This window comes from Mycobacterium sp. KBS0706, assembly GCF_005938675.2.
Lineage (GTDB): Bacteria > Pseudomonadota > Alphaproteobacteria > DSM-16000 > Inquilinaceae > Inquilinus.
Genome location: NZ_VCCH02000013.1, coordinates 76,771 through 94,814, shown reverse-complemented (window position 1 = coordinate 94,814; position 18,044 = coordinate 76,771). Strand labels below are relative to the sequence as shown.

Genomic DNA, 18,044 nt, shown 5'->3' with positions numbered 1-18,044 from the left:
AGCGAGTCGGGCGCGTCTTCCCCGCTTTCCACAGGGAGACGCGGGCCGGCCGGCAAACCCTGTGGATGGATTGTGGAAGAGTCACAATCCCCGTTATCCACAGGGATTCACTACATCCTCTAAACAAGGATTCCCTTTTATGGATAAGGATGGGCAGAGCCGGGAAGAACCGTCCGCGCCGCCGGCGAAGCCGTTCCTGCGCGCTCTGGCCGGCGAGACCCTGGCCCGGCCGCCGATCTGGCTGATGCGCCAGGCCGGGCGCTATCTGCCCGAGTACCGCGCCGTCCGCGCCGGGGCCGGCAGCTTTCTCGACCTCTGCTACAATCCGGAACTGGCCGCCGAGGTGACGCTGCAGCCGATCCGCCGCTACGGGCTGGACGCGGCGATCCTGTTCTCGGACATCCTGGTGGTGCCGCACGCGCTGGGCCAGGCGTTGGACTATGTCGAGGGCGAGGGCCCGAAGCTGGAGCCGGTGACCGACGCGGCCGGCATCGCCCGCCTGTCCGCCGGCCGGCTGCACGAGGTGCTGGGACCGGTCTACGAGACCGTCGGGCGGGTGGCGGCGGCCCTGCCGGCCGAGACCGCCCTGATCGGCTTCGCGGGCGCGCCCTGGACCGTCGCGACCTATATGGTCGAGGGCGGCGGCAGCAAGGAATACGGCGTGGTCAAGCGCCTGGCCTATGGCGAGCCGGAGACCTTCGGCCAGCTGGTCGACCTGCTGGTCGAGGCCACCACCGCCTATCTGCTGCGCCAGATCGCGGCCGGGGCCGAGGTGGTGCAGCTGTTCGACAGCTGGGCCGGGGTGCTGCCGGAGGCGGAGTTCGAGCGCTGGGTGATCGCGCCGACCAGACGCATCGTCGACGCGGTACGAGCCGGGGCGCCCGGGGTGCCGATCATCGGCTTCCCGCGTGGCGCCGGGCTGCTGTATGAGCGCTACCTGGCCGGCACCGGGGTCGACGCGGTCGGGCTGGACACCACCGTGCCGCCGCGCTGGGCGGCGCGGGCGCTGCAGCCCAAGGTGGCCGTGCAGGGCAATCTCGACCCGGTCCTCCTGCTGACCGGTGGCGAGCCGATGCTGCGCGCCGCCGACGCGATCGTGGATGCCCTCGGCCACGGTCCCTTCGTGTTCAACCTCGGCCACGGCGTGCTGCAGAAGACGCCGCCGGAGCATGTCGCCGCCCTGGTCCGGCATCTGCGCGGGGACCGGGGATGAGCCGCCGGATCGCCGTCGTCCTGTTCAACCTGGGCGGCCCCGACAATCCGGACGCAATCCGGCCCTTCCTGTTCAACCTGTTCGCCGACCCGGCAATCATCCGCATCCCGAACCCGGCCCGAGTGATCCTGGCCTGGGCGATCGCCAGGAAGCGGACCCGCCTGGCCAAGGACATCTATGCCGAGATCGGCGGCGGCTCGCCGCTGCTGCCGAACACCGAGGCGCAGGCGCGGGCGCTGGAGGAGGCCCTGGCCGATCTCGGCGAGGTGAAGGCCTTCATCGCCATGCGCTACTGGCACCCGATGAGCCAGGAGACGGCGATGCTGGTGAAGGATTTCGCCCCGGACGAGGTGATCCTGCTGCCGCTGTATCCGCAGTTTTCGACCACGACGACGGCCTCGTCGGCCCGGATGTGGCGCGATGCCTGCAAGATCGCCCGGCTGGACGCGCCGACGCGGATGGTCTGCTGCTACCCGACCGAGGATCGTTTCATCGCCACCATGGCCGCCGGGCTGCGTACCGCGCATGAGGAGGCGGCGCGCTGCGGCCGGCCGCGGGTGCTGTTCTCGGCCCACGGCCTGCCGGAGAAGATCGTCAAGGCTGGCGACCCCTATCAGTGGCAGTGCGAGCGCACCGCCGCGGCCCTGGCCAAGGCCTCCGGCATCGCCGATCTCGACTGGGTCTCGACCTATCAGAGCCGGGTCGGCCGGCTGAAATGGATCGAGCCGTCGACCGAGGCGGTGATCCACGAGGCCGCCCATGCGAAGCGGCCGATCGTGGTGGTGCCGATCGCCTTCGTCTCCGAGCATTCCGAGACGCTGGTCGAGCTCGACATCGAATACCGCAAGCTGGCTGACGAATCGGGCGCGCCGTGCTACCTGCGGGTGCCGACCGTCGGCGCCGAGGAAGGCTTCATCGCCGGCCTGGCCGACCTGGTGCGGGCCGGGCATCGCCGGGGGACGGCGTGCGAGGCTGGGGATGGCGGCCGGATCTGCCCGGCGGCGTTCTCGGGGTGTCCCAGCAAGGCGGCTTAGAGCGAGGACCAAACCGAATGGCGGCTCTCTACCTCTGGATCAAGGCGCTGCACGTTTTCTTCGTGATCTCGTGGATGGCGGGGATGCTGTACCTGCCGCGGCTGTTTGTCTACCACTCCCAGACCACGCCGGGCACGCCGGAATACGAGCGCTTCGGGGTGATGGAGCGGCGGCTGATGCGCGGCATCATGCTGCCCTCGGCGGTGCTGACCTGGGTGTTCGGCATCACCATGCTGTGGCTGACCGACTGGGCCTTCTTCGCCGAGGGCTGGCTGCATGTGAAGCTGACGGGGGTTGTCATCCTGACCGTGCTGCACCACATGTGCATCCGCTGGCGCCGCGGTTTCGCCGAGGGCCGCAACCCCCATAGCGAGCGCTTCTACCGCATCGTCAACGAGGTGCCGGCGCTGCTGCTCTTCATCATCCTGGTCATGGTGATCGTGCGGCCGTTCTGACGGTGGTCAGTATAGCTTGCCGAACCAGCTGGTGATGTCGAAGAAGATCGACCGGCGCTTCCCGGCGGCATCAGCCAGATCCAGCTGGTCGTAGACCCGGCTCCCTGGATTGACCAGCGCCTGGCCGCAAACCGCCCATCCGGGCAGGTGCCGAGCGACATAGACGTATTCGGCATTGACGCCGGTCGGCTCGGTGAGAGCGCCCTCGATGACGATCGCCGTCTCCAGCCGGTCCCCTTGGCCGCCGGAGTATCGATAGTCACCGGGCTGGTCGCGCGGCGTGCGGCATTCGGCGGGTCTCAGGCTCGCCACGACGTCTCTGGGTTGCGGCGAGCCGTTCACAGTGATCGTCGGCGCTGCTGGCTTCGGCTGTGACGTGTTGCAGCCGCCCAGGCCAAGCGTGGCCGCGACCGCCAGAACGACGGCATTCCTCATCGGCAATCCCCCTCCTGAAAATGAATCGACTATGTCCTGTCCCCTGAAAGATCCTCCCGCGTCTGCCCCGGCGGCGCAATATGCCGCCGGACGCGGCAGCACGATTGACTTGCGGCAAGTCATTCGATAACCATCTGCTGTTCTCAGCGGTCATCCGGGGCTCATTCGAAGCGCCGGCGCGGTCGAGCCCTTCGTGCCGTGGACCGAGGCTTCCAGCGAGACACCTATCCAAAGACGCCGCGCCGCCGGCGATCTGTCCACGCCCATCAGGGTCCCCATGCATCTGCAAGAACTGAAAGAGAAGACTCCCAGCGAGCTTCTCGCCTATGCCGAAGAACTTGAGGTCGAAAACGCGAGCATGCTGCGCAAGCAGGACATGATGTTCGCCATCCTCAAGCAGCTGGCTGAAAACGACGTCGCTATTTTTGGATCCGGCGTGCTCGAAGTGCTGTCCGACGGGTTCGGCTTCCTGCGCTCCCCGGAATCGAATTACCTGCCGGGACCGGACGACATCTATGTGTCGCCGCAGCAGATCCGCCGCTTCGGCGTGCGCACCGGCGACACCATCGAGGGCGAGATCCGCGCCCCGAAGGAAAACGAGCACTATTTCGCGCTCACCAAGGTCAACAAGATCAATTTCGAGGAGCCGGACAACGTCCGGCACCGGGTCACCTTCGACAACCTGACTCCGCTCTATCCCGACGAAGCGTTGCGGATGGAGCTGATCGATCCGACCAAGAAGAACGTCACCGGCCGGATCATCGATCTGGTCTCGCCCCTCGGCAAGGGCCAGCGCGCCCTGATCGTGGCGCCGCCGCGCACCGGCAAGACGGTGATGCTGCAGAACATCGCCAACTCGATCGCCGAGAACCACCCGGACGCCTTCCTGATCGTGCTGCTGATCGATGAGCGGCCGGAGGAAGTGACCGACATGGACCGGTCGGTGAAGGGCGAGGTCATCTCCTCGACCTTCGACGAGCCGGCCACGCGCCACGTCCAGGTGGCCGAGATGGTGATCGAGAAGGCCAAGCGCCTGGTCGAGCACAAGAAGGATGTGGTCATCCTGCTCGATTCGATCACCCGCCTGGCGCGCGCCTACAACACTGTGGTGCCGTCCTCGGGCAAGGTGCTGACCGGTGGTGTCGACGCCAATGCGCTGCAGCGGCCGAAGCGCTTCTTCGGCGCCGCCCGCAACATCGAGGAAGGCGGCAGCCTGACCATCATCGCCACCGCGCTGATCGACACCGGCAGCCGGATGGACGAGGTGATCTTCGAAGAGTTCAAGGGCACCGGCAACTCCGAGATCATCCTCGACCGCAAGCTGTCCGACCGCCGCACCTTCCCGTCGATCGACATCGGCAAGTCCGGCACCCGCAAGGAAGAGCTGCTGGTCGACAAGGGCACCATGTCGAAGATGTGGGTGCTGCGCCGCATCCTGATGCCGATGGGCCCGACGGATGCGATGGAATTCCTGATGGACAAGCTGAAGCACAGCAAGTCGAACGCGGATTTCTTCGAGAGCATGAATCAGTAACGCATCCTGCCAGGGATGACGGACGGGCCGCCGGTCGCAGGACCGGCGGCCCGTGCCGTTTCAGGGCAGCGCTGCGGTCCGGCCCGGTTGACCGGGCGCGCGCGCAACACCATTTCGCTGGCGAAACCAGCCTGTGGGGGATCGGCATGGCCAAGCTTCGTCCTAGCTTCGCATTCATCCTGGCGCTGTCGGGCTGCGCCGGCCTGGTCCCGCCCTCGGCGACGCCCGATCCGGCCCTGGCCGAGAAGGTCCGCAGCTTGATGGGAAACGACGCCTGCTCCGGCCCCGTCGCCGGCGCACTTGCGGCTTACCACCTCACAGCCGGCGGCATCTCCAGCATCGAGATCGCGCCGTTCACGCCCGGCTCTCCGACCGAGTACAGCCTGGCGGCGCGCCAGGCCTGGGTTAAGCAGCCCGGCCAGCCGGGCGCGATCGTGGTCCAGTACGACCCGCTGAGCTGTCGGATCGCCCAGGTCTATGCCCGAAACGGGGCGACGCTGCCGCCGGTCTGAGGCCCGAGCGCCGCCTCAGTGACCGCCACCCCCACCGCTGCCGGGGGCCGGCTTCGGCGCGCGCAAGAGCGGCATCAGCAGCAGCCCGGCATAGAACAACAGCGCCATCAGCAGGAAGCAGTCGGCGAAGGTCAGCACCTGCGCCTGCTTCAGCACCATGTTGTCCAGCATCTTCACCGCGGCGAGATCGGGGTTGCCGAGGCCGGCCGCGGTGAACATCTGGCTGAAATTGTCGACCGTCGCCTGCACCTGCGGGTTGGTCAGGGTGACGTGCTCGGCGATGCGCGAGCCGTGCAGCGCCGCCCGGTCGATCATCACCGTGTTGATCCCGGCCAGGCCGAACGCGCCGCCCATGTTGCGCATCAGGTTGTAGAGGCCGGATGCGTTCTTGATCTTGTCGGGCGGCAGGGTGCCGAGGGCCAGCGTGTTGATCGGCAGGAACAGCAGCATCAGCGACATGCCGCGGATCGCCTGCGGCCAGAACAGCTCCCAGAAGCTCCAATCGGCGGTGATCCAGGTCATCAGATAGACCCCAGTGCCGAAGGCGACGAGGCCGATGCCCAGCATCAGCCGCAGGTCCAGCTTCTTCGACAGCATGCCGGCCAGCGGCGCCGAGATGAACTGGAACACGCCGGTGACGAACATGATCTCGCCGATCTGCAGGCTGTTCAGGCCGCGGACCCGGGCGAGGAACAGGGGCACGATGTAGACCGCGCCGTACAGGCCGACGCCGATGATCAGGCTGAACATGCAGCCGAGCGAGAAGTTGCGGTCGGCGAAGGCGCGCAGGTCGACGATCGGGTTCCGCGCGCTCAGCACCCGGGCGAAGAAGCCGAGCCCGGCCAGCGTGCCGATCACGGCGAAGGTGAAGATCGACTGGTCCTCGAACCAGTCCCAGCGCGGCCCCTCCTCGAACACATATTCGAGGCTGCCGAGGAACAGCGCCATCAGCGCCAGCCCGGCGAAGTCGAAGCCCTTCAGCAGCTCGAGATTCGGCTTGTCGAACTTGACCAGGAACCACACCCCGGTGGTCACCAGCACGCCCGGCACGAGGTTGATCAGGAACAGCCAGTGCCAGGAGAAGGCCTGGGTCAGGTAGCCGCCGAGCGTCGGGCCGATGGTCGGCGCCATGGTCGCCACCAGGCCGATCAGCACCGAGATTCCGGCCCGCCGCTCCGGCGGGAACAGGATGAAGGAGGCGGCGAAGACGGTCGGGATCATCGCCCCGCCGAGGAAGCCCTGCAGCGCCCGGAACACGATCATCGATTCGATGTTCCAGGCCACCGCGCAGGCCAGGCTGGCGAGGGTGAAGCTGGCCGCCGAGATGACGTAGAGGATGCGGGTCGACAGCAGGCGGGAGAGGAACCCCGACAGCGGGATCATCACCACCTCGGCGATCAGATAGGCGGTCTGCACCCAGCTGATCTCGTCCGGGCTGGCCGCGAGCCCGGCCTGGATCTCGCTGATCGAGCTGGAGACGATCTGGATGTCCAGGATCGCCATGAACATGCCGACGACCATGGTGAAGAAGCCGATGGTCTCGCGCGTGCCGGCGCCGGCGCGCTTCGGCGCCGCCGGGGCGGGCGCCGGCAGCGCGTCGGCGGTGGTGGTGCTCACCGCCGGAACTCGGCGGCCATGGCGGCGCCGAAGATGCCGCTGGCCAGCAGCGGGCCGGTGCCTTCCTCGCGGGTGTCGACGGCGACGCCGACCGACAGGCCGGGCCGCAGCAGGCCGCTCAGCTCGCTGCCGGGCGGAACGGCGATGCGCACCGGCACGCGCTGCACGATCTTGGTGAAATTGCCGGTCGCGTTCTCCGGCGGCAGCAGGCTGAACTCGGCGCCGCTGGCCGGGGCGAAGCTCTCGACCTTGCCGGTCAGCGACTTGCCCGGGAAGGCGTCGACCGACAGCGTCACCGTCTGGCCGACCCGCATCTCGGCCAGCTGCGTCTCCTTGAAATTGGCGACGACATAGACGTTGGGCAGCGGCACGACGGACATCAGCTGGGTGCCGGCCTTGACGTACTGGCCGACCTCGACCCCCTTGTTGCCGACGACGCCGTCGACCGGGGCATGGATCACGGTGCGGTCGAGGCTGATCTGGGCTAGGTCGACCGAGGCGGTCAGCCGCTCGATCTGGGCCTGGGCCTGGCGGTGCGAGGCCTGCAGGATCGCGGTCTGGCCCTGCTGGTTGGTCAGCGCCGCCTGGGCGCTGGCCAGCGCCGCGTCGGCGCGCTTGTGCTCGGTGTCGGCGGTCTCGAAGGCCTGCTGGCTGCCGTTGCGGGTGTCCCACAGCCGGCGCGCCCGCTCCAGGTCGTTGCCGGTCTGGGCCAGGGTCGCGGCCGCCTGGTCGACGCTGGCCTTGGCCTGGGCGATCATCGAATCCTGCAGCGCCAGCTGCTGCTCGATCGAGGCCAGCGTCGCAGCTTGAGCCGACAGCTCCGCCTTCGCCTGCGCCAGCTGGGCGCGGTAGTCGCGGTCGTCGATGCGGACCAGCGGGTCGCCGGCCTTGACCATCTGGTTGTCGGTGACCAGCACCGCCACCACCGAACCCTCGACCTGCGGGCTGAGCGCGGCGGTGTCGCTCTGCACATAGGCGTTGTCGGTGGTCTCGAAGAACCGGTCGACGGTCCACCACCGGTAGCCGAACGTGCCGGCGGCGGCGATGGCGGCCAGGGCCGCAACGACGATGATGGGCTTGCGCATGGGGGCAACCGGGAGGGGGATGAACTGAACCGTTCAGTCTTGTTGCCGAAAATTGCTGTTCGGCGTATCTCTTGTCAAGACGAAACTGAACGGTTCAGTTTAGCTCAACCTTGTCGTATCCCCGACCTTGCCGTATCCATGGACCGATGACCTGCCCGTTCACAGAGACGCTTCCGCCGCCAGCCGCCGCCAGCCGGAAGCCGGATCAGATCCTGAAGGCGGCGTATGCCGTTTTCCTGGAACAGGGCTACGGCACGGCCAGCATGGATGCGATCGCGCGTGAGGCCGGCGTGTCCAAGGCCACGCTCTACGCCCATTTCGCCAGCAAGGAAGAGCTGTTCACGGCGATCGTCGGTACCGCCTGCCGGGCCTTCGAGCGGCTGGCCGCGATGTCGCCGCCGCCGGACGACCTGCGGGCCGCGCTGATGGACGCCGGCGGCACGCTGCTGCGCTTCATCCTGAACCCGGACGTGATCAAGGTGTACCGCAACGTGCTGGCCGAGGCGGGCCGCTTCCCGGAGCTCGGCCGGGCGATGTACGAGGCCGGGCCGGGCCAGGGCAAGGCGCATCTGACGACCTTCTTCGCCGCCGCCAATGCCCGCGGCGTGCTGGCGGTGCCGGACCCGGAGCTGGCGGCCGAGCAGTTCGGCGCCATGATCCTCGGCCACATGAAGATGCGCATGGAGCTCGGCATCGAGATGCCGAGCGAGGAGCGGATCGAGCGCGGCCTCCGAAGCGGCGTCGACGCCTTCCTCCGCGCCTACGCTGCGCCGGCGGCGCCGGCGGCGCCGACGCCCTGACCGGCCTTCGGCAGGCCGGGTAAGGACATCGGACACCGCCGGCCGCTTCGAGCGGCGGGACCGACGTTCAGCCGGTCAGAGGCCGGACGGCTTTATCGCGCAGTCGTAGGCGCCCGGTGTCCGCGAAGCGATGGCTTTGGTCAGGCCGCCGGCCGTCCGCGGGCCCAGAACCAGGCAGACCCGGTATTCGATGATCCGGTTCTGCGGGAAGCCGTTGAACGGCACCGACTGGACGCCGTCATACACGGAAGCGAGGCTGGTGCCGTAATAGGGCGTCGAACCCCAGGCCATCTTCTCGGACACTGTGGTGCCGTTGGGATTGTCATAGGGCAGCTCGTATTGCGACGACTGGTACGGCCATTCGTAGTCGCAGGGCAGCTTCTGCGTCTGGAAGGGGCAGCCATTGCCGCCATTGTATGTCGCCGAGGTCTTGCCGCGCCCTTCGGAATAGCCGTCGCGCAGGGCGGACATCGAATAGGGCGTCGGCTCGAACAGCCCCATCTCGAACTGGCCGGCCAGCAGGGCCGAGAACCGCGCGCCCGTGTTGGTCTCGGTCCATGTCCAGGCTGAGTTCCGGGTCAGCGGGTCGGTGGTCGTGGTGAATTTGTAGCGATCCGCCCACATCACCTGGCGGATGGGGTTGCTGCCGCCGTCGAAGTTCAGCTTTCCGTAGGGGCCGCGCAGGTCGAAGCTGACCCGGTCGGCGCCCGGCAGGGGCGCGAGGCTGACCCGCGTCACGATCAGCGGCCAGTTGGCCCCGTCCTGGAAGTACCAGGTGATCGTGACCGGCAGGTCGTAGCGCTTGAACAGCGCCGGGCTGGTGCCGAGCGGCGGGCTGTCCTCGCCGGTGTCGGGATCGATGCCGTTCGGGGCGATGGTGCCGTATTTCGGATAGGTCGTCTTGTATTCGACGATGACGCGATTCCTCGTGCTCGGCACGATCCGGCCAGCGACCGCGAAGCCGAGGCCCAGCGGCGAATCATCGGCTCCGAAGATCTTGTTGGCGATCGGCGCTTCCGTGCCGTCGGAGAATTTCCGGTAGCGCTCATGGGCCACGAAATAGCCGAAGCCGTCTCCGGCACTGCTGGCATTGACGGTCATCGTGGTGGGGACGCCGTTCAGCAGATAGGGATATGTCATCTGGACCGCATAGCCGCCATTGCCCGGGTTGCCGTTGCCCTGGCGCTTGAGCGAGGCGGTGCGTATCCCGCCATCCGAACCGCGCCATGTGACCCGGTCGACGGCCACGCCGTTGACGGTTGCCGACTGGCTCTGTGCTGCCTCTGCCGGCGGCATGCTCAGAACGAGGGTTGCGATCAGGCCGGCGGCTGCGGTTTTGAGACCCTGGCTCATGTCTGTTCTCCGATGCGGATCGAGAGTTGGGGTCGCTCTCTCGCGCCAGGGCGCTAGAGGACGAAGTCGGCGGCGACGAGGCTGAGGCTGCCGGTGAGGGTGATGTGGAAGTCCGAGACGCCGTCGCCGTTGACGTCGCCGGCGATGGTGGTGATGCCGGGGCTGGTGACGGCGGCGCGCAGCTCGCCGGCATGGTGGCCGAACAGGCCGGAGCCGATGAAGCTGAAGGCCTGGTTGCCCGCCGCGCCGGTGTTGGCGTCGATCCCCGACAGGTCGATCTTGTCGCCCTGCGCCCGGTTGAAGTCGGTGATCCGGTCGGCATTGGCCCCGACCACGCTGTCGCCGATGGCGGTGAACTGGAAGCGGTCCGCCCCGGCGCCGCCGGTGAGGGTGTCCTTGCCGGCCCGGCCGACGAGAAGGTCGTTGCCGTTCCACCCCTGCAGGACATTGGCGCCGGCATTGCCGTAGAGCTGGTCCCACCCCTGGCTGCCGGAGAGGTTCTCGATGCCGGACAGGGTATCGCCCTGGGCCTCGCCGCCGCTGCCGAGCCCGCTGGCCAGGCTGACCACGACCCCGGTGGCGCCGGTATAGTAGCTGGCGGTGTCGATGCCGGCGCCGCCGTCGATCGCATCCGCCCCGGCGCCGCCACGGAGCACGTCGCTGCCGTCACCGCCGTCAAGCTGATCCGCCCCGGCGGCTCCGGCCAGCGTGTCGTTGCCGGCGTAGCCGAACAGCTGGTCGCTGCCCGCCGCGCCGGTGACGATGTCGTTCCCGCTTCCGCCGGTGTAGACCAGCGCTTCGAAATTCGAGGAGCTGATCGAGCCATCGCTGCTCGCCCCGTTCAGCGTAAAGGTGAGCTGAAGGCCGGAGCCGGCGAAATCCACGATCAGGGTGTCGGCCCCGGCCCCGCCATCGGCGACGTCGACGCTGGCCGGGTCGCTGAATGTCCGGGTGACGGTGACCAGATCGTCGCCGCCACCACCGCTCAGGGTGTTGCTGCCGCCGCCGCCATAGAGTTCGTCATTGCCGTCGCCGCCGTAGAGCTCGTCGTCGCCGCCGTTGCCAAGGAGCACGTCATTGCCCCCGAGACCATCGATCCGGTCGTTCTCGTCATTGCCGGGCAAGACATCGTCATTCGCGGTGCCGTTGATGATCGCCATGGGCTTGCCTCATGAGCTGATGGACGGGACGGGCTTCTGCCGGGCGCGAAAGTGCGGCCGGGACTGTCTTGTCTCCGGTGGGCGAGCGCAGCAGCGCTCCGTTTGGAACCCGGCCGGTCAGATCGCTGTACCCCGTCTTCGCTGCGGCTGGGCACGCCCATATGGGAGGGACAGGGAAAAATTCCGACGCTGGCAAAAAAAGGGCCGGATGGCGATATCCGCCACCCGGCCCCAGCCCTGCGTCTTTCCGAATTCGGATTTGCTGCGCTACGGCAGCAGCACCGTCGACCCTGTGGTCTTCCGCGCTTCCAGGTCGCGATGGGCCTGGGCGGCTTCGCGCAGCGGGTAGGTCTGGGCGATCGAGATCTTCACCGCGCCCTTGGCCACCACGTCGAACAGCTCCGCTGCCGCCGCCTCGTATTCCGGCCTCGTGGCGATGTAGCTGCCCAGCGTCGGCCGGGTCAGGTACAGCGAGCCCTTCTGCGACAGCACCAGCGGGCTGATCGGCGCCACCGGGCCGGAGGCGTTGCCGAAGGTCACCATCATGCCGCGCGGCGACAGGCAGTCGAGCGAGCCCTCGAAGGTGGTCTTGCCGACGCCGTCATAGACCACCGGCACGCCCTTGCCGCCGGTGATGGCGCGGACGCGGGAGACGAAATCCTCGGTCGAATAGTCGATCACATGGTCGCAGCCGGCGGCCCGGGCCAGCGCCACCTTCTCAGGCCCGCCGGCGGTGCCGATCACCGTGGCGCCGAGATGCTTGGCCCATTGCGCGGCGATCTGCCCGACGCCGCCGGCGGCGGCGTGGAACAGGATGGTCTGGCCCGGCTGGACCGGGAAGGTGCGGCGCAGCAGGTACCAGGCGGTCAGCCCCTTCAGCAGGATCGCGGCGGCGGTGCGGTCGGTGACGCCGTCCGGGATCCTCACCACCTTGTCGGCCGGGATCACCCGCTCCTCGGCATACCCGCCGGTTGGGCCGTTGCCGTAGCCGACGCGGTCGCCGGGCTTGAAGCCGGCGACGTCCGGGCCGACCGCGACGACCTCCCCGGCCGCCTCCTGGCCCAGCACCAGCGGCAGCTGCGACTTGTAGAGCCCGTCGCGGATATAGGTGTCGATGTAGTTCAGCCCGATCGCGGTGTGGCGGATCCGGATCTCGCCGGGGCCGGGCGCCGGCACGTCGACCGGCTCCCAGCGCATCACTTCCGGGCCGCCGTTCTCATGGATGCGGATGGCGTGGACCATAAGGGCTCCTCAGCCGAGATGGGTTGTCAGGAAGGCGGCGGTGCGGTCGTTCGCCAGCGTGGCGCCGGCCGCGTCGTAATGCTCGCCGCCGACGCGGGCGAAGGCATGGTCGAGGCCGGGATAGGCGTGCACCGTGACCGTCGGCAGCGACGCCATCCGGGCGCGGATCTGGTCCTGGGCCTCGGGCGGCACGAAGCGGTCCTTCTCGGCGATGTGCAGCATCAGCGGCCGGGTGATGGCGCTGGCCTCCCCCAGCAGCTTGTCGATGCCGACGCCGTAATAGCTGACGGCGCAGTCGGCGTCGGAGCGGGTGGCCATCAGGAAGGCCAGGCGGCCGCCCAGGCAATAGCCCAGCGCGCCGGCGCGGCCGGAGCATTCCGGCAGGTCGCGCAGCGCGGCCAACGAGGCGATCAGGTCCTCGACGCCGGCGGTCTCGTTGAAGCCGTTGAACAGGGCGAAGGCCTTGTCCCACTCCGCCTGCGACTTGTCGGTGATGTCGACGCCCGGCTCCTGCCGCCAGAACAGGTCGGGGCACAGGGCGACATAGCCCTGGGCGGCGAGGTCGTCGCAGACCTGCCGCATCACCGCGTTGACGCCGAAGATCTCCTGGATCACCAGGATGCCCGGCCCCGAGCCCGAGGCCGGCCGCGCCAGATATGCGTTGAAGCGGCCGCCATCGGCAGCGGTGATGGTGACTGTCGCCATGGAGTCGCTCTCCCTCGAGCGTTGCGGTGGACGAAGCAATCGAAGCAAACGGGGTGGACGATACCCGGAGCCCGGCGCGCTTGTCACGGCGGCCGAACACCCCGGTCGCGCGGCCCTTGGATCAATTCAATTCTCCGAGAATTTTCCCGGATACCCCTCGAAGGCCAGCAGCCGGCGCTTGCGTTCCAGGCCGGAGGTGCTGCCGTAGCCGCCGAGGGTGCCGCCGGCGCCGATCACGCGGTGGCAGGGCACCAGCAGCACCAGGTCGTTGCGGCCGCAGGCCTGCCCGACGGCGCGCGGGCCGCTGTTCAGGATATGGGCCACCCCGCCATAGGACGCCGCCTCGCCATAGGGGATGTCGATCACCGCCTGCCGCACCCGCGCCTGGAACGGGCTGGCGGCCGGCGCCATCGGCAGGTCGAAGCGGCGGCGCTTGCCGGCGAAATACTCCTCGATCTGCCGGATCGCCTTGCGCAGCAGCTTGTCCGTCGGCGGCGCCTCGTCGGACGGATCCTGGACATGGTCGACCGCGGCGATAACGCCGCCGGCGACGGTGATCCGCACCGGCCCGACCGGGGTGTCGATGGTGCAAGTGGCCCGGTCGGCGGGCGGCCGGCGGGTCATGGCCCGATCAGCTCCAGCAACGCCTGCGGTGCGGTGACCGGCGCCTGGCACACCGGCCCACGGCACACATAGGCGGTCGGCTGACCGTCCAGCATCGCCTTGCCGGCGGCGGGATGATCGTCCGGCAACGCCACGCCGGGGTCGAGTCGCAGCAGCATCCGGCCGGGCAGCGACCGGGCGTGCACCGTCCGCAGCAGCGCCTGCGTGGCGGGGTCGTCCTTGGGGCCGATGACCACGATCTGCAGTGGCGCCATCCGGTCCTCGGCCCGGTTCAGCCAGGTGGCGAGCGGGATGAAGTTGCGCTGCAGCTCGCCGGTGAAGGCCGCGATCAGGGAATTGGCGCGCAAAGCGTACAGTCGGTCTCCGGTCAGGTGATGCAGCCGCGTCAGCACCCCGAGCATGGTGCCGTTGCCGGACGGCACCGCGGCGTCGTACGCGCTCTTGGTGCGTACGATCAGGGCCTCGCCGTCATCCGCGGTCAGGAAGTACCCGCCGCGGCCGCCATCCCAGAAATGGGTGTCGAGCACCGCGGTCCAGCGCCGGGCGTGGTCGAGATAGGAGGCCTCCTCCGTCGCCTCGTGGAGCGCCAGCGCCGCCGCCGCCATGTCGGCGTAATCCTCGAGCAGCCCTGGCGCGGTGGCCTTGCCGCGGCGCCAGGCATGCGCGAGACGATCGCTCTGCCCGAGCTGCCGGACCACGGCGGCGAAGGCGGTTTCGGCCAATCGGATCCACGCCGGCCGGTCGAAGGCCTCGGCCGCGCGGGCCAGCGCCGCGATCATCAGCCCGTTCCAGTCGGCCAGCACCTTGTCGTCCCAGCCGGGCCGTACGCGTACGGCCCTGCGGTCGAGAAGTACGGCGCGGTCTTCCGCCAGCGCCGCCTCGGTGTCGGCGTCTCGCCAGGCCGGGTCGTGGCGGCGGTTGAGGATGGTCTTGCCTTCCCAATTGCCGCCCGGCGTGATGTCGTATGCCTGCTTGAACGCGGCCGAACGCTCTCCGAGTACGGCGTCGATCTCAGCCTCGCTCCAGACGTAGAAGCGGCCCTCCTCACCCTCGCTGTCGGCGTCGAGCGTCGCGGCGAAGGCGCCGCCCTCGGCGATCATCTCGCGCTCGATCCAGGCGATCGTCTCCTCGACCCGCACGGCGTATAGCGGGTCGCGGGTCTCCTGCCAGGCGAGGGTCAGCAGGTCGATCAGCTGGGCGTTGTCGTACAGCATCTTCTCGAAATGCGGCGCCAGCCACTCCTCGTCGGTGGAATAGCGGGCAAAGCCGCCGCCGAGATGGTCGTAGATGCCGCCCTGGCTCAGCGCCGTCAGGGTCCGCAGCACCGCGTCGCGCCAAGCCGGCTGCTGCGACCGAAGCCAGCCGCGCCACAACAGCTCCAGGAGTCCCGGTTGCGGAAATTTCGGGGCGCCGCGCAACCCGCCCCAGACCGGGTCGAACTGCCCGGCCAGCTGCTTCGCCACCTGGTCGAGCACCTCCAGGCTCAGCCCGGCACCGGGCTGGTTCTCGGATTGCTTGGCCAGCGCCTCGGCCAGGGCGGCGACATTGCTGGTCACCTTCTCCGGCTCGTTGGCATAGGCGGCGGACAAAGCGCGCAGCACGTCGGTGAAGCCGGGCCGGCCCCAGCGGCTGGTCGGGGGGAAATAGGTGCCGCCCCAGAACGGCGCGCCGTCCGGGGTCAGGAACATGGTCAGCGGCCAGCCGCCCTGCTGGCCGAGCATCGCCAGCGCCGACTGGTAGATGGTGTCGACATCCGGCCGCTCCTCGCGGTCGACCTTGATCGACACGAACAGCTCGTTCATCACCGCGGCGATGGCGGGATCCTCGAAGCTCTCATGCGCCATGACATGGCACCAGTGGCAGGCGGCGTAACCGACCGACAGCAGCACCGGCTTGTTCTCGGCCCGGGCGCGGGCGAAGGCCTCCGGCCCCCAGGCCTGCCAGTCCACCGGATTGTCGGCGTGCTGCAGCAGATAGGGGCTGGTCTCCTCGGCGAGGCGGTTGGGCATCTCGATATCCCGGTTTGTGTTGGCGCCGCGACCAGCGGCTATACTGTTCTCGACACGATAACGCCGCCGGAGGATCCCGATGAAGGTTTCGATCGATATCGAATGCACGCCGGAGGAAGCCCGCGCCTTCTTCGGCCTGCCGGATGTCGGCCCGATGCAGCAGGCCCTGCTGAAGGATCTGGAGGACCGGATGCGCGCCAACCTGGCGGCGATGGAGCCCGAGGCGATGCTGAAGACCTGGCTGCCGGCCAGCATCGAAGGCTTCGAGACGCTGCAACGCGCCTTCTGGCAGGGCATGACCGGCGGCAAGGGAGGCAAGTCCTGAGCGTGCGTGTTTCACGTGAAACACCGGCCGGAGCCTCAGGCCCCGCTCGATGACTCCCCGCGAGACCATCTTCGCGCCGGCGACCCCCGCCGGGCGCGGCGGCGTGGCGGTGCTGCGCATCTCCGGCCCCGGCGCGGGGCCGGCGCTGCAGGCGCTGACCGGGCGTCCCCTACCCGCCCCTCGCGCCGCAGCGCTCGCCGAGCTGCGCGACCCGGCCGACGGCGCGCCGCTCGACCGCGGCCTCATGCTCTGGTTCCCGGGTCCGGCCAGCTACACGGGCGAGGACGTCGTCGAGCTGCACCTGCATGGCGGCCGGGCAGTGACCCGCGGCGTGGTCGAGGCATTGTCCCGGATCCGGGGGCTGCGCCCGGCCGAGCCGGGCGAGTTCACCCGGCGCGCCTTCCTGGCCGGCAAGCTCGACCTGACCGAGGCCGAGGCGGTGGCCGACCTGGTCGACGCCGAGACCCGGGCGCAGCGTCTGCAGGCCCTGCGCCAGCTCGGCGGTGCCCTCGGTGCGCTCTATGAGGGCTGGCGCTCCGCCTTGATGCGGGCCTTGGCGATGACCGAGGCGGCGCTCGACTTTCCGGATGAGGGCCTGCCGCCGGACCTGGCGGCGGAGGCCGAGCGGATCGTGGCCGAGGTGTCGGCCGCGATCGCCGCCCATCTCGACGATGCCGGCCGCGGCGAGCGGCTGCGCGAGGGTGTCCACATCGCCATCCTCGGCCCGGTCAATGCCGGCAAGTCCAGCCTGCTCAACGCCCTGGCCCGGCGCGACGCCGCCATCGTCTCCGACCGGCCGGGCACGACGCGGGACGTGGTCGAGGTCGCGCTCGACCTGCGCGGCTTTCCCGTGGTGCTGGCCGACACGGCCGGGCTGCGCGAGACGGCCGACGAGATCGAGGCGGAGGGCATCCGCCGATCCCACCGCCGCGCCGCCGAGGCCGATCTGCGCCTGGTCATCCGCGACGCCGTCGAGCCGATGCCTGCCGACCCGGCGCTCGGTCCGGGGCCGGACACGATTCGCGTGCTCAACAAGATCGACCGCACGCCCGATGCGCTGCGCGCCGAGGACGAGATCGCCCTCTCCGTCAGGACCGGCGCCGGCCTCGACCGGCTGCTCGATGTCCTTGCCGAGGCGGTGGAGCGGCGGCTGACCGGCGACGGCTCCCCCGCCCTCACCCGCGCCCGCCACCGCGCGGCGCTGGAAGATGCGCGCGAGGCCCTCGCCAGGGTTCCGTCTGCGCCGCTGCCGGAGCTGGCGGCGGAGGATCTGCGCCTGGCCCTGCGCGCCATCGGCCGCATCACCGGCCGGGTCGATGTCGAGGACATGCTCGACCTGCTGTTCGGCAGCTTCTGCATCGGCAAGTGAGATGTTTCACGTGGAACATCGCTCAGTCGAAGCGGCCCAGTACCGCGTCGGCCAGTGATCGGCCGGATGAAGTCCGTCCGGCGCTGAGCAGGAGCGCGAGGTTGCTGGCCTCCGCCACGGTCATCGAGCCGCTGATCTGGACCCGGCCGCCTAGGATCGGCTCGCGGATGATCGGGGCCGTGATCAGCGCTTCGTCCACCAGCACGGCCAGGATCCGGCCGACATTGTCGGTGGTGGCCCGAGCCAGGCGATCGCGCCCGGCGGGGGTTAGCGTCAGCTCGACGACCGGGGCCGCTGAGACCGGATCGGTGCGGGCCGTGGCCGAGGCGATGTCGGGGGTCGACAGCACGGCGTCGGGATGCAGGTAGAGCACCCGGCCGCCACCGTCCACTTGGCTCAAGCCCGGCGCCGGCTCGGTTTCGGCGAAGCGCAGCTGCACATCTGGCGGGGAAGCTCGGACGGCTGGGGCCCGCTCGATCGGGGTCGTCAGCGCAGTCGCCAGAACGGCTACGGTGGCGGCCAGGGTGGAGACAATGGAGAGCACGCGACCACATCCTCCTCGGCCGCGATGT

Annotated in this window: 18 protein-coding genes; 8 read left to right on the top strand and 10 right to left on the bottom strand. The window is 69.1% G+C overall.

The features are described from left to right. Nucleotides 1-139 precede the first annotated feature (139 nt). The 3 genes from hemE to hemJ are packed head-to-tail and all read left to right on the top strand — an operon-like array spanning nt 140 to nt 2,702. Nucleotides 140-1,213, top strand: coding sequence for a uroporphyrinogen decarboxylase (hemE, locus tag FFK22_RS09735; RefSeq protein ID WP_138885817.1), 1,074 nt, complete (start codon nt 140-142; stop codon nt 1,211-1,213). Then, on the top strand, nt 1,210-2,247 hold the full coding sequence (gene hemH / locus FFK22_RS09730) for a ferrochelatase (RefSeq protein WP_138885818.1): 1,038 nt from the start codon (nt 1,210-1,212) through the stop codon (nt 2,245-2,247). The genes hemE and hemH overlap by 4 nt, the downstream gene beginning before the upstream one ends. Before the next feature lie 17 nt (nt 2,248-2,264). Continuing rightward, nucleotides 2,265-2,702 carry a protoporphyrinogen oxidase HemJ gene (gene hemJ / locus FFK22_RS09725; RefSeq protein ID WP_138885819.1) on the top strand — a complete coding sequence of 146 codons (438 nt, stop codon included), beginning with the start codon at nt 2,265-2,267 and terminating at the stop codon, nt 2,700-2,702. Between the two features lie 6 nt (nt 2,703-2,708). Here the strand turns inward: hemJ and FFK22_RS09720 are convergent, their stop codons facing one another. Beyond that, entirely contained in the window at nt 2,709-3,014 is a 306-nt protein-coding gene (locus FFK22_RS09720) for a hypothetical protein (RefSeq protein ID WP_138885820.1), read from the bottom strand. A 400-nt stretch (nt 3,015-3,414) separates the two neighbouring features. Between FFK22_RS09720 and rho the strand changes: the two genes are divergently transcribed. Further along, nucleotides 3,415-4,671 (top strand): transcription termination factor Rho, encoded by a 1,257-nt coding sequence (gene rho, locus FFK22_RS09715; protein ID WP_138885821.1) that lies wholly within the window; start codon nt 3,415-3,417, stop codon nt 4,669-4,671. Between the two features lie 146 nt (nt 4,672-4,817). After that, nucleotides 4,818-5,183, top strand: a complete 366-nt coding sequence (locus tag FFK22_RS09710) for a hypothetical protein (RefSeq protein WP_138885822.1) — start codon at nt 4,818-4,820, stop codon at nt 5,181-5,183. Between the two features lie 15 nt (nt 5,184-5,198). Here FFK22_RS09710 and FFK22_RS09705 read toward each other — a convergent pair whose 3' ends face one another. Further along, nucleotides 5,199-6,800, bottom strand: a complete 1,602-nt coding sequence (locus FFK22_RS09705) for a DHA2 family efflux MFS transporter permease subunit (RefSeq protein WP_221938499.1) — start codon at nt 6,798-6,800, stop codon at nt 5,199-5,201. Then, a complete protein-coding gene (locus FFK22_RS09700; RefSeq protein WP_138885823.1) occupies nt 6,797-7,885 on the bottom strand; it encodes an HlyD family secretion protein in 1,089 nt (362 codons plus the stop codon). The genes FFK22_RS09705 and FFK22_RS09700 overlap by 4 nt, the downstream gene beginning before the upstream one ends. A 146-nt stretch (nt 7,886-8,031) precedes the next feature. Between FFK22_RS09700 and FFK22_RS09695 the strand changes: the two genes are divergently transcribed. Then, nucleotides 8,032-8,685, top strand: a complete 654-nt coding sequence (locus tag FFK22_RS09695; protein ID WP_138885824.1) for a TetR/AcrR family transcriptional regulator — start codon at nt 8,032-8,034, stop codon at nt 8,683-8,685. A 75-nt stretch (nt 8,686-8,760) separates the two neighbouring features. On the opposite strand, the gene FFK22_RS09690 is transcribed toward FFK22_RS09695, so the two are convergent. The 6 genes from FFK22_RS09690 to FFK22_RS09665 all read right to left on the bottom strand — a co-directional run bounded on the left by FFK22_RS09690 (nt 8,761) and on the right by FFK22_RS09665 (nt 15,778). After that, nucleotides 8,761-10,038 carry a hypothetical protein gene (locus tag FFK22_RS09690; protein ID WP_138885825.1) on the bottom strand — a complete coding sequence of 426 codons (1,278 nt, stop codon included), beginning with the start codon at nt 10,036-10,038 and terminating at the stop codon, nt 8,761-8,763. A 53-nt stretch (nt 10,039-10,091) separates the two neighbouring features. Further along, entirely contained in the window at nt 10,092-11,198 is a 1,107-nt protein-coding gene (locus tag FFK22_RS09685) for a calcium-binding protein (protein ID WP_138885826.1), read from the bottom strand. 267 nt (nt 11,199-11,465) lie between these two features. After that, on the bottom strand, nt 11,466-12,440 hold the full coding sequence (locus FFK22_RS09680) for a quinone oxidoreductase (protein ID WP_138885827.1): 975 nt from the start codon (nt 12,438-12,440) through the stop codon (nt 11,466-11,468). A 9-nt stretch (nt 12,441-12,449) separates the two neighbouring features. Continuing rightward, entirely contained in the window at nt 12,450-13,145 is a 696-nt protein-coding gene (locus FFK22_RS09675; protein ID WP_138885828.1) for a dienelactone hydrolase family protein, read from the bottom strand. A gap of 126 nt (nt 13,146-13,271) precedes the next feature. Then, nucleotides 13,272-13,769 (bottom strand): methylated-DNA--[protein]-cysteine S-methyltransferase, encoded by a 498-nt coding sequence (locus tag FFK22_RS09670; RefSeq protein WP_138885829.1) that lies wholly within the window; start codon nt 13,767-13,769, stop codon nt 13,272-13,274. After that, the gene (locus tag FFK22_RS09665) at nt 13,766-15,778 is read right to left on the bottom strand and encodes a thioredoxin domain-containing protein (RefSeq protein WP_138885830.1); all 2,013 of its coding nucleotides are present in this window, start codon (nt 15,776-15,778) and stop codon (nt 13,766-13,768) included. The genes FFK22_RS09670 and FFK22_RS09665 overlap by 4 nt, the downstream gene beginning before the upstream one ends. A gap of 79 nt (nt 15,779-15,857) precedes the next feature. Here FFK22_RS09665 and FFK22_RS09660 point away from each other — a divergent pair, with 79 nt between their 5' ends. Together FFK22_RS09660 and mnmE are read left to right on the top strand one after the other, a co-directional pair. After that, nucleotides 15,858-16,103, top strand: coding sequence for a DUF6489 family protein (locus FFK22_RS09660; protein ID WP_138885831.1), 246 nt, complete (start codon nt 15,858-15,860; stop codon nt 16,101-16,103). 49 nt (nt 16,104-16,152) lie between these two features. Then, nucleotides 16,153-17,472, top strand: a complete 1,320-nt coding sequence (mnmE, locus tag FFK22_RS09655) for a tRNA uridine-5-carboxymethylaminomethyl(34) synthesis GTPase MnmE (RefSeq protein ID WP_138885832.1) — start codon at nt 16,153-16,155, stop codon at nt 17,470-17,472. Between the two features lie 22 nt (nt 17,473-17,494). Here the strand turns inward: mnmE and FFK22_RS09650 are convergent, their stop codons facing one another. Then, complete coding sequence (locus tag FFK22_RS09650) at nt 17,495-18,016, bottom strand: hypothetical protein (protein WP_138885833.1); 522 nt, start codon at nt 18,014-18,016, stop codon at nt 17,495-17,497. Nucleotides 18,017-18,044 lie beyond the last annotated feature (28 nt).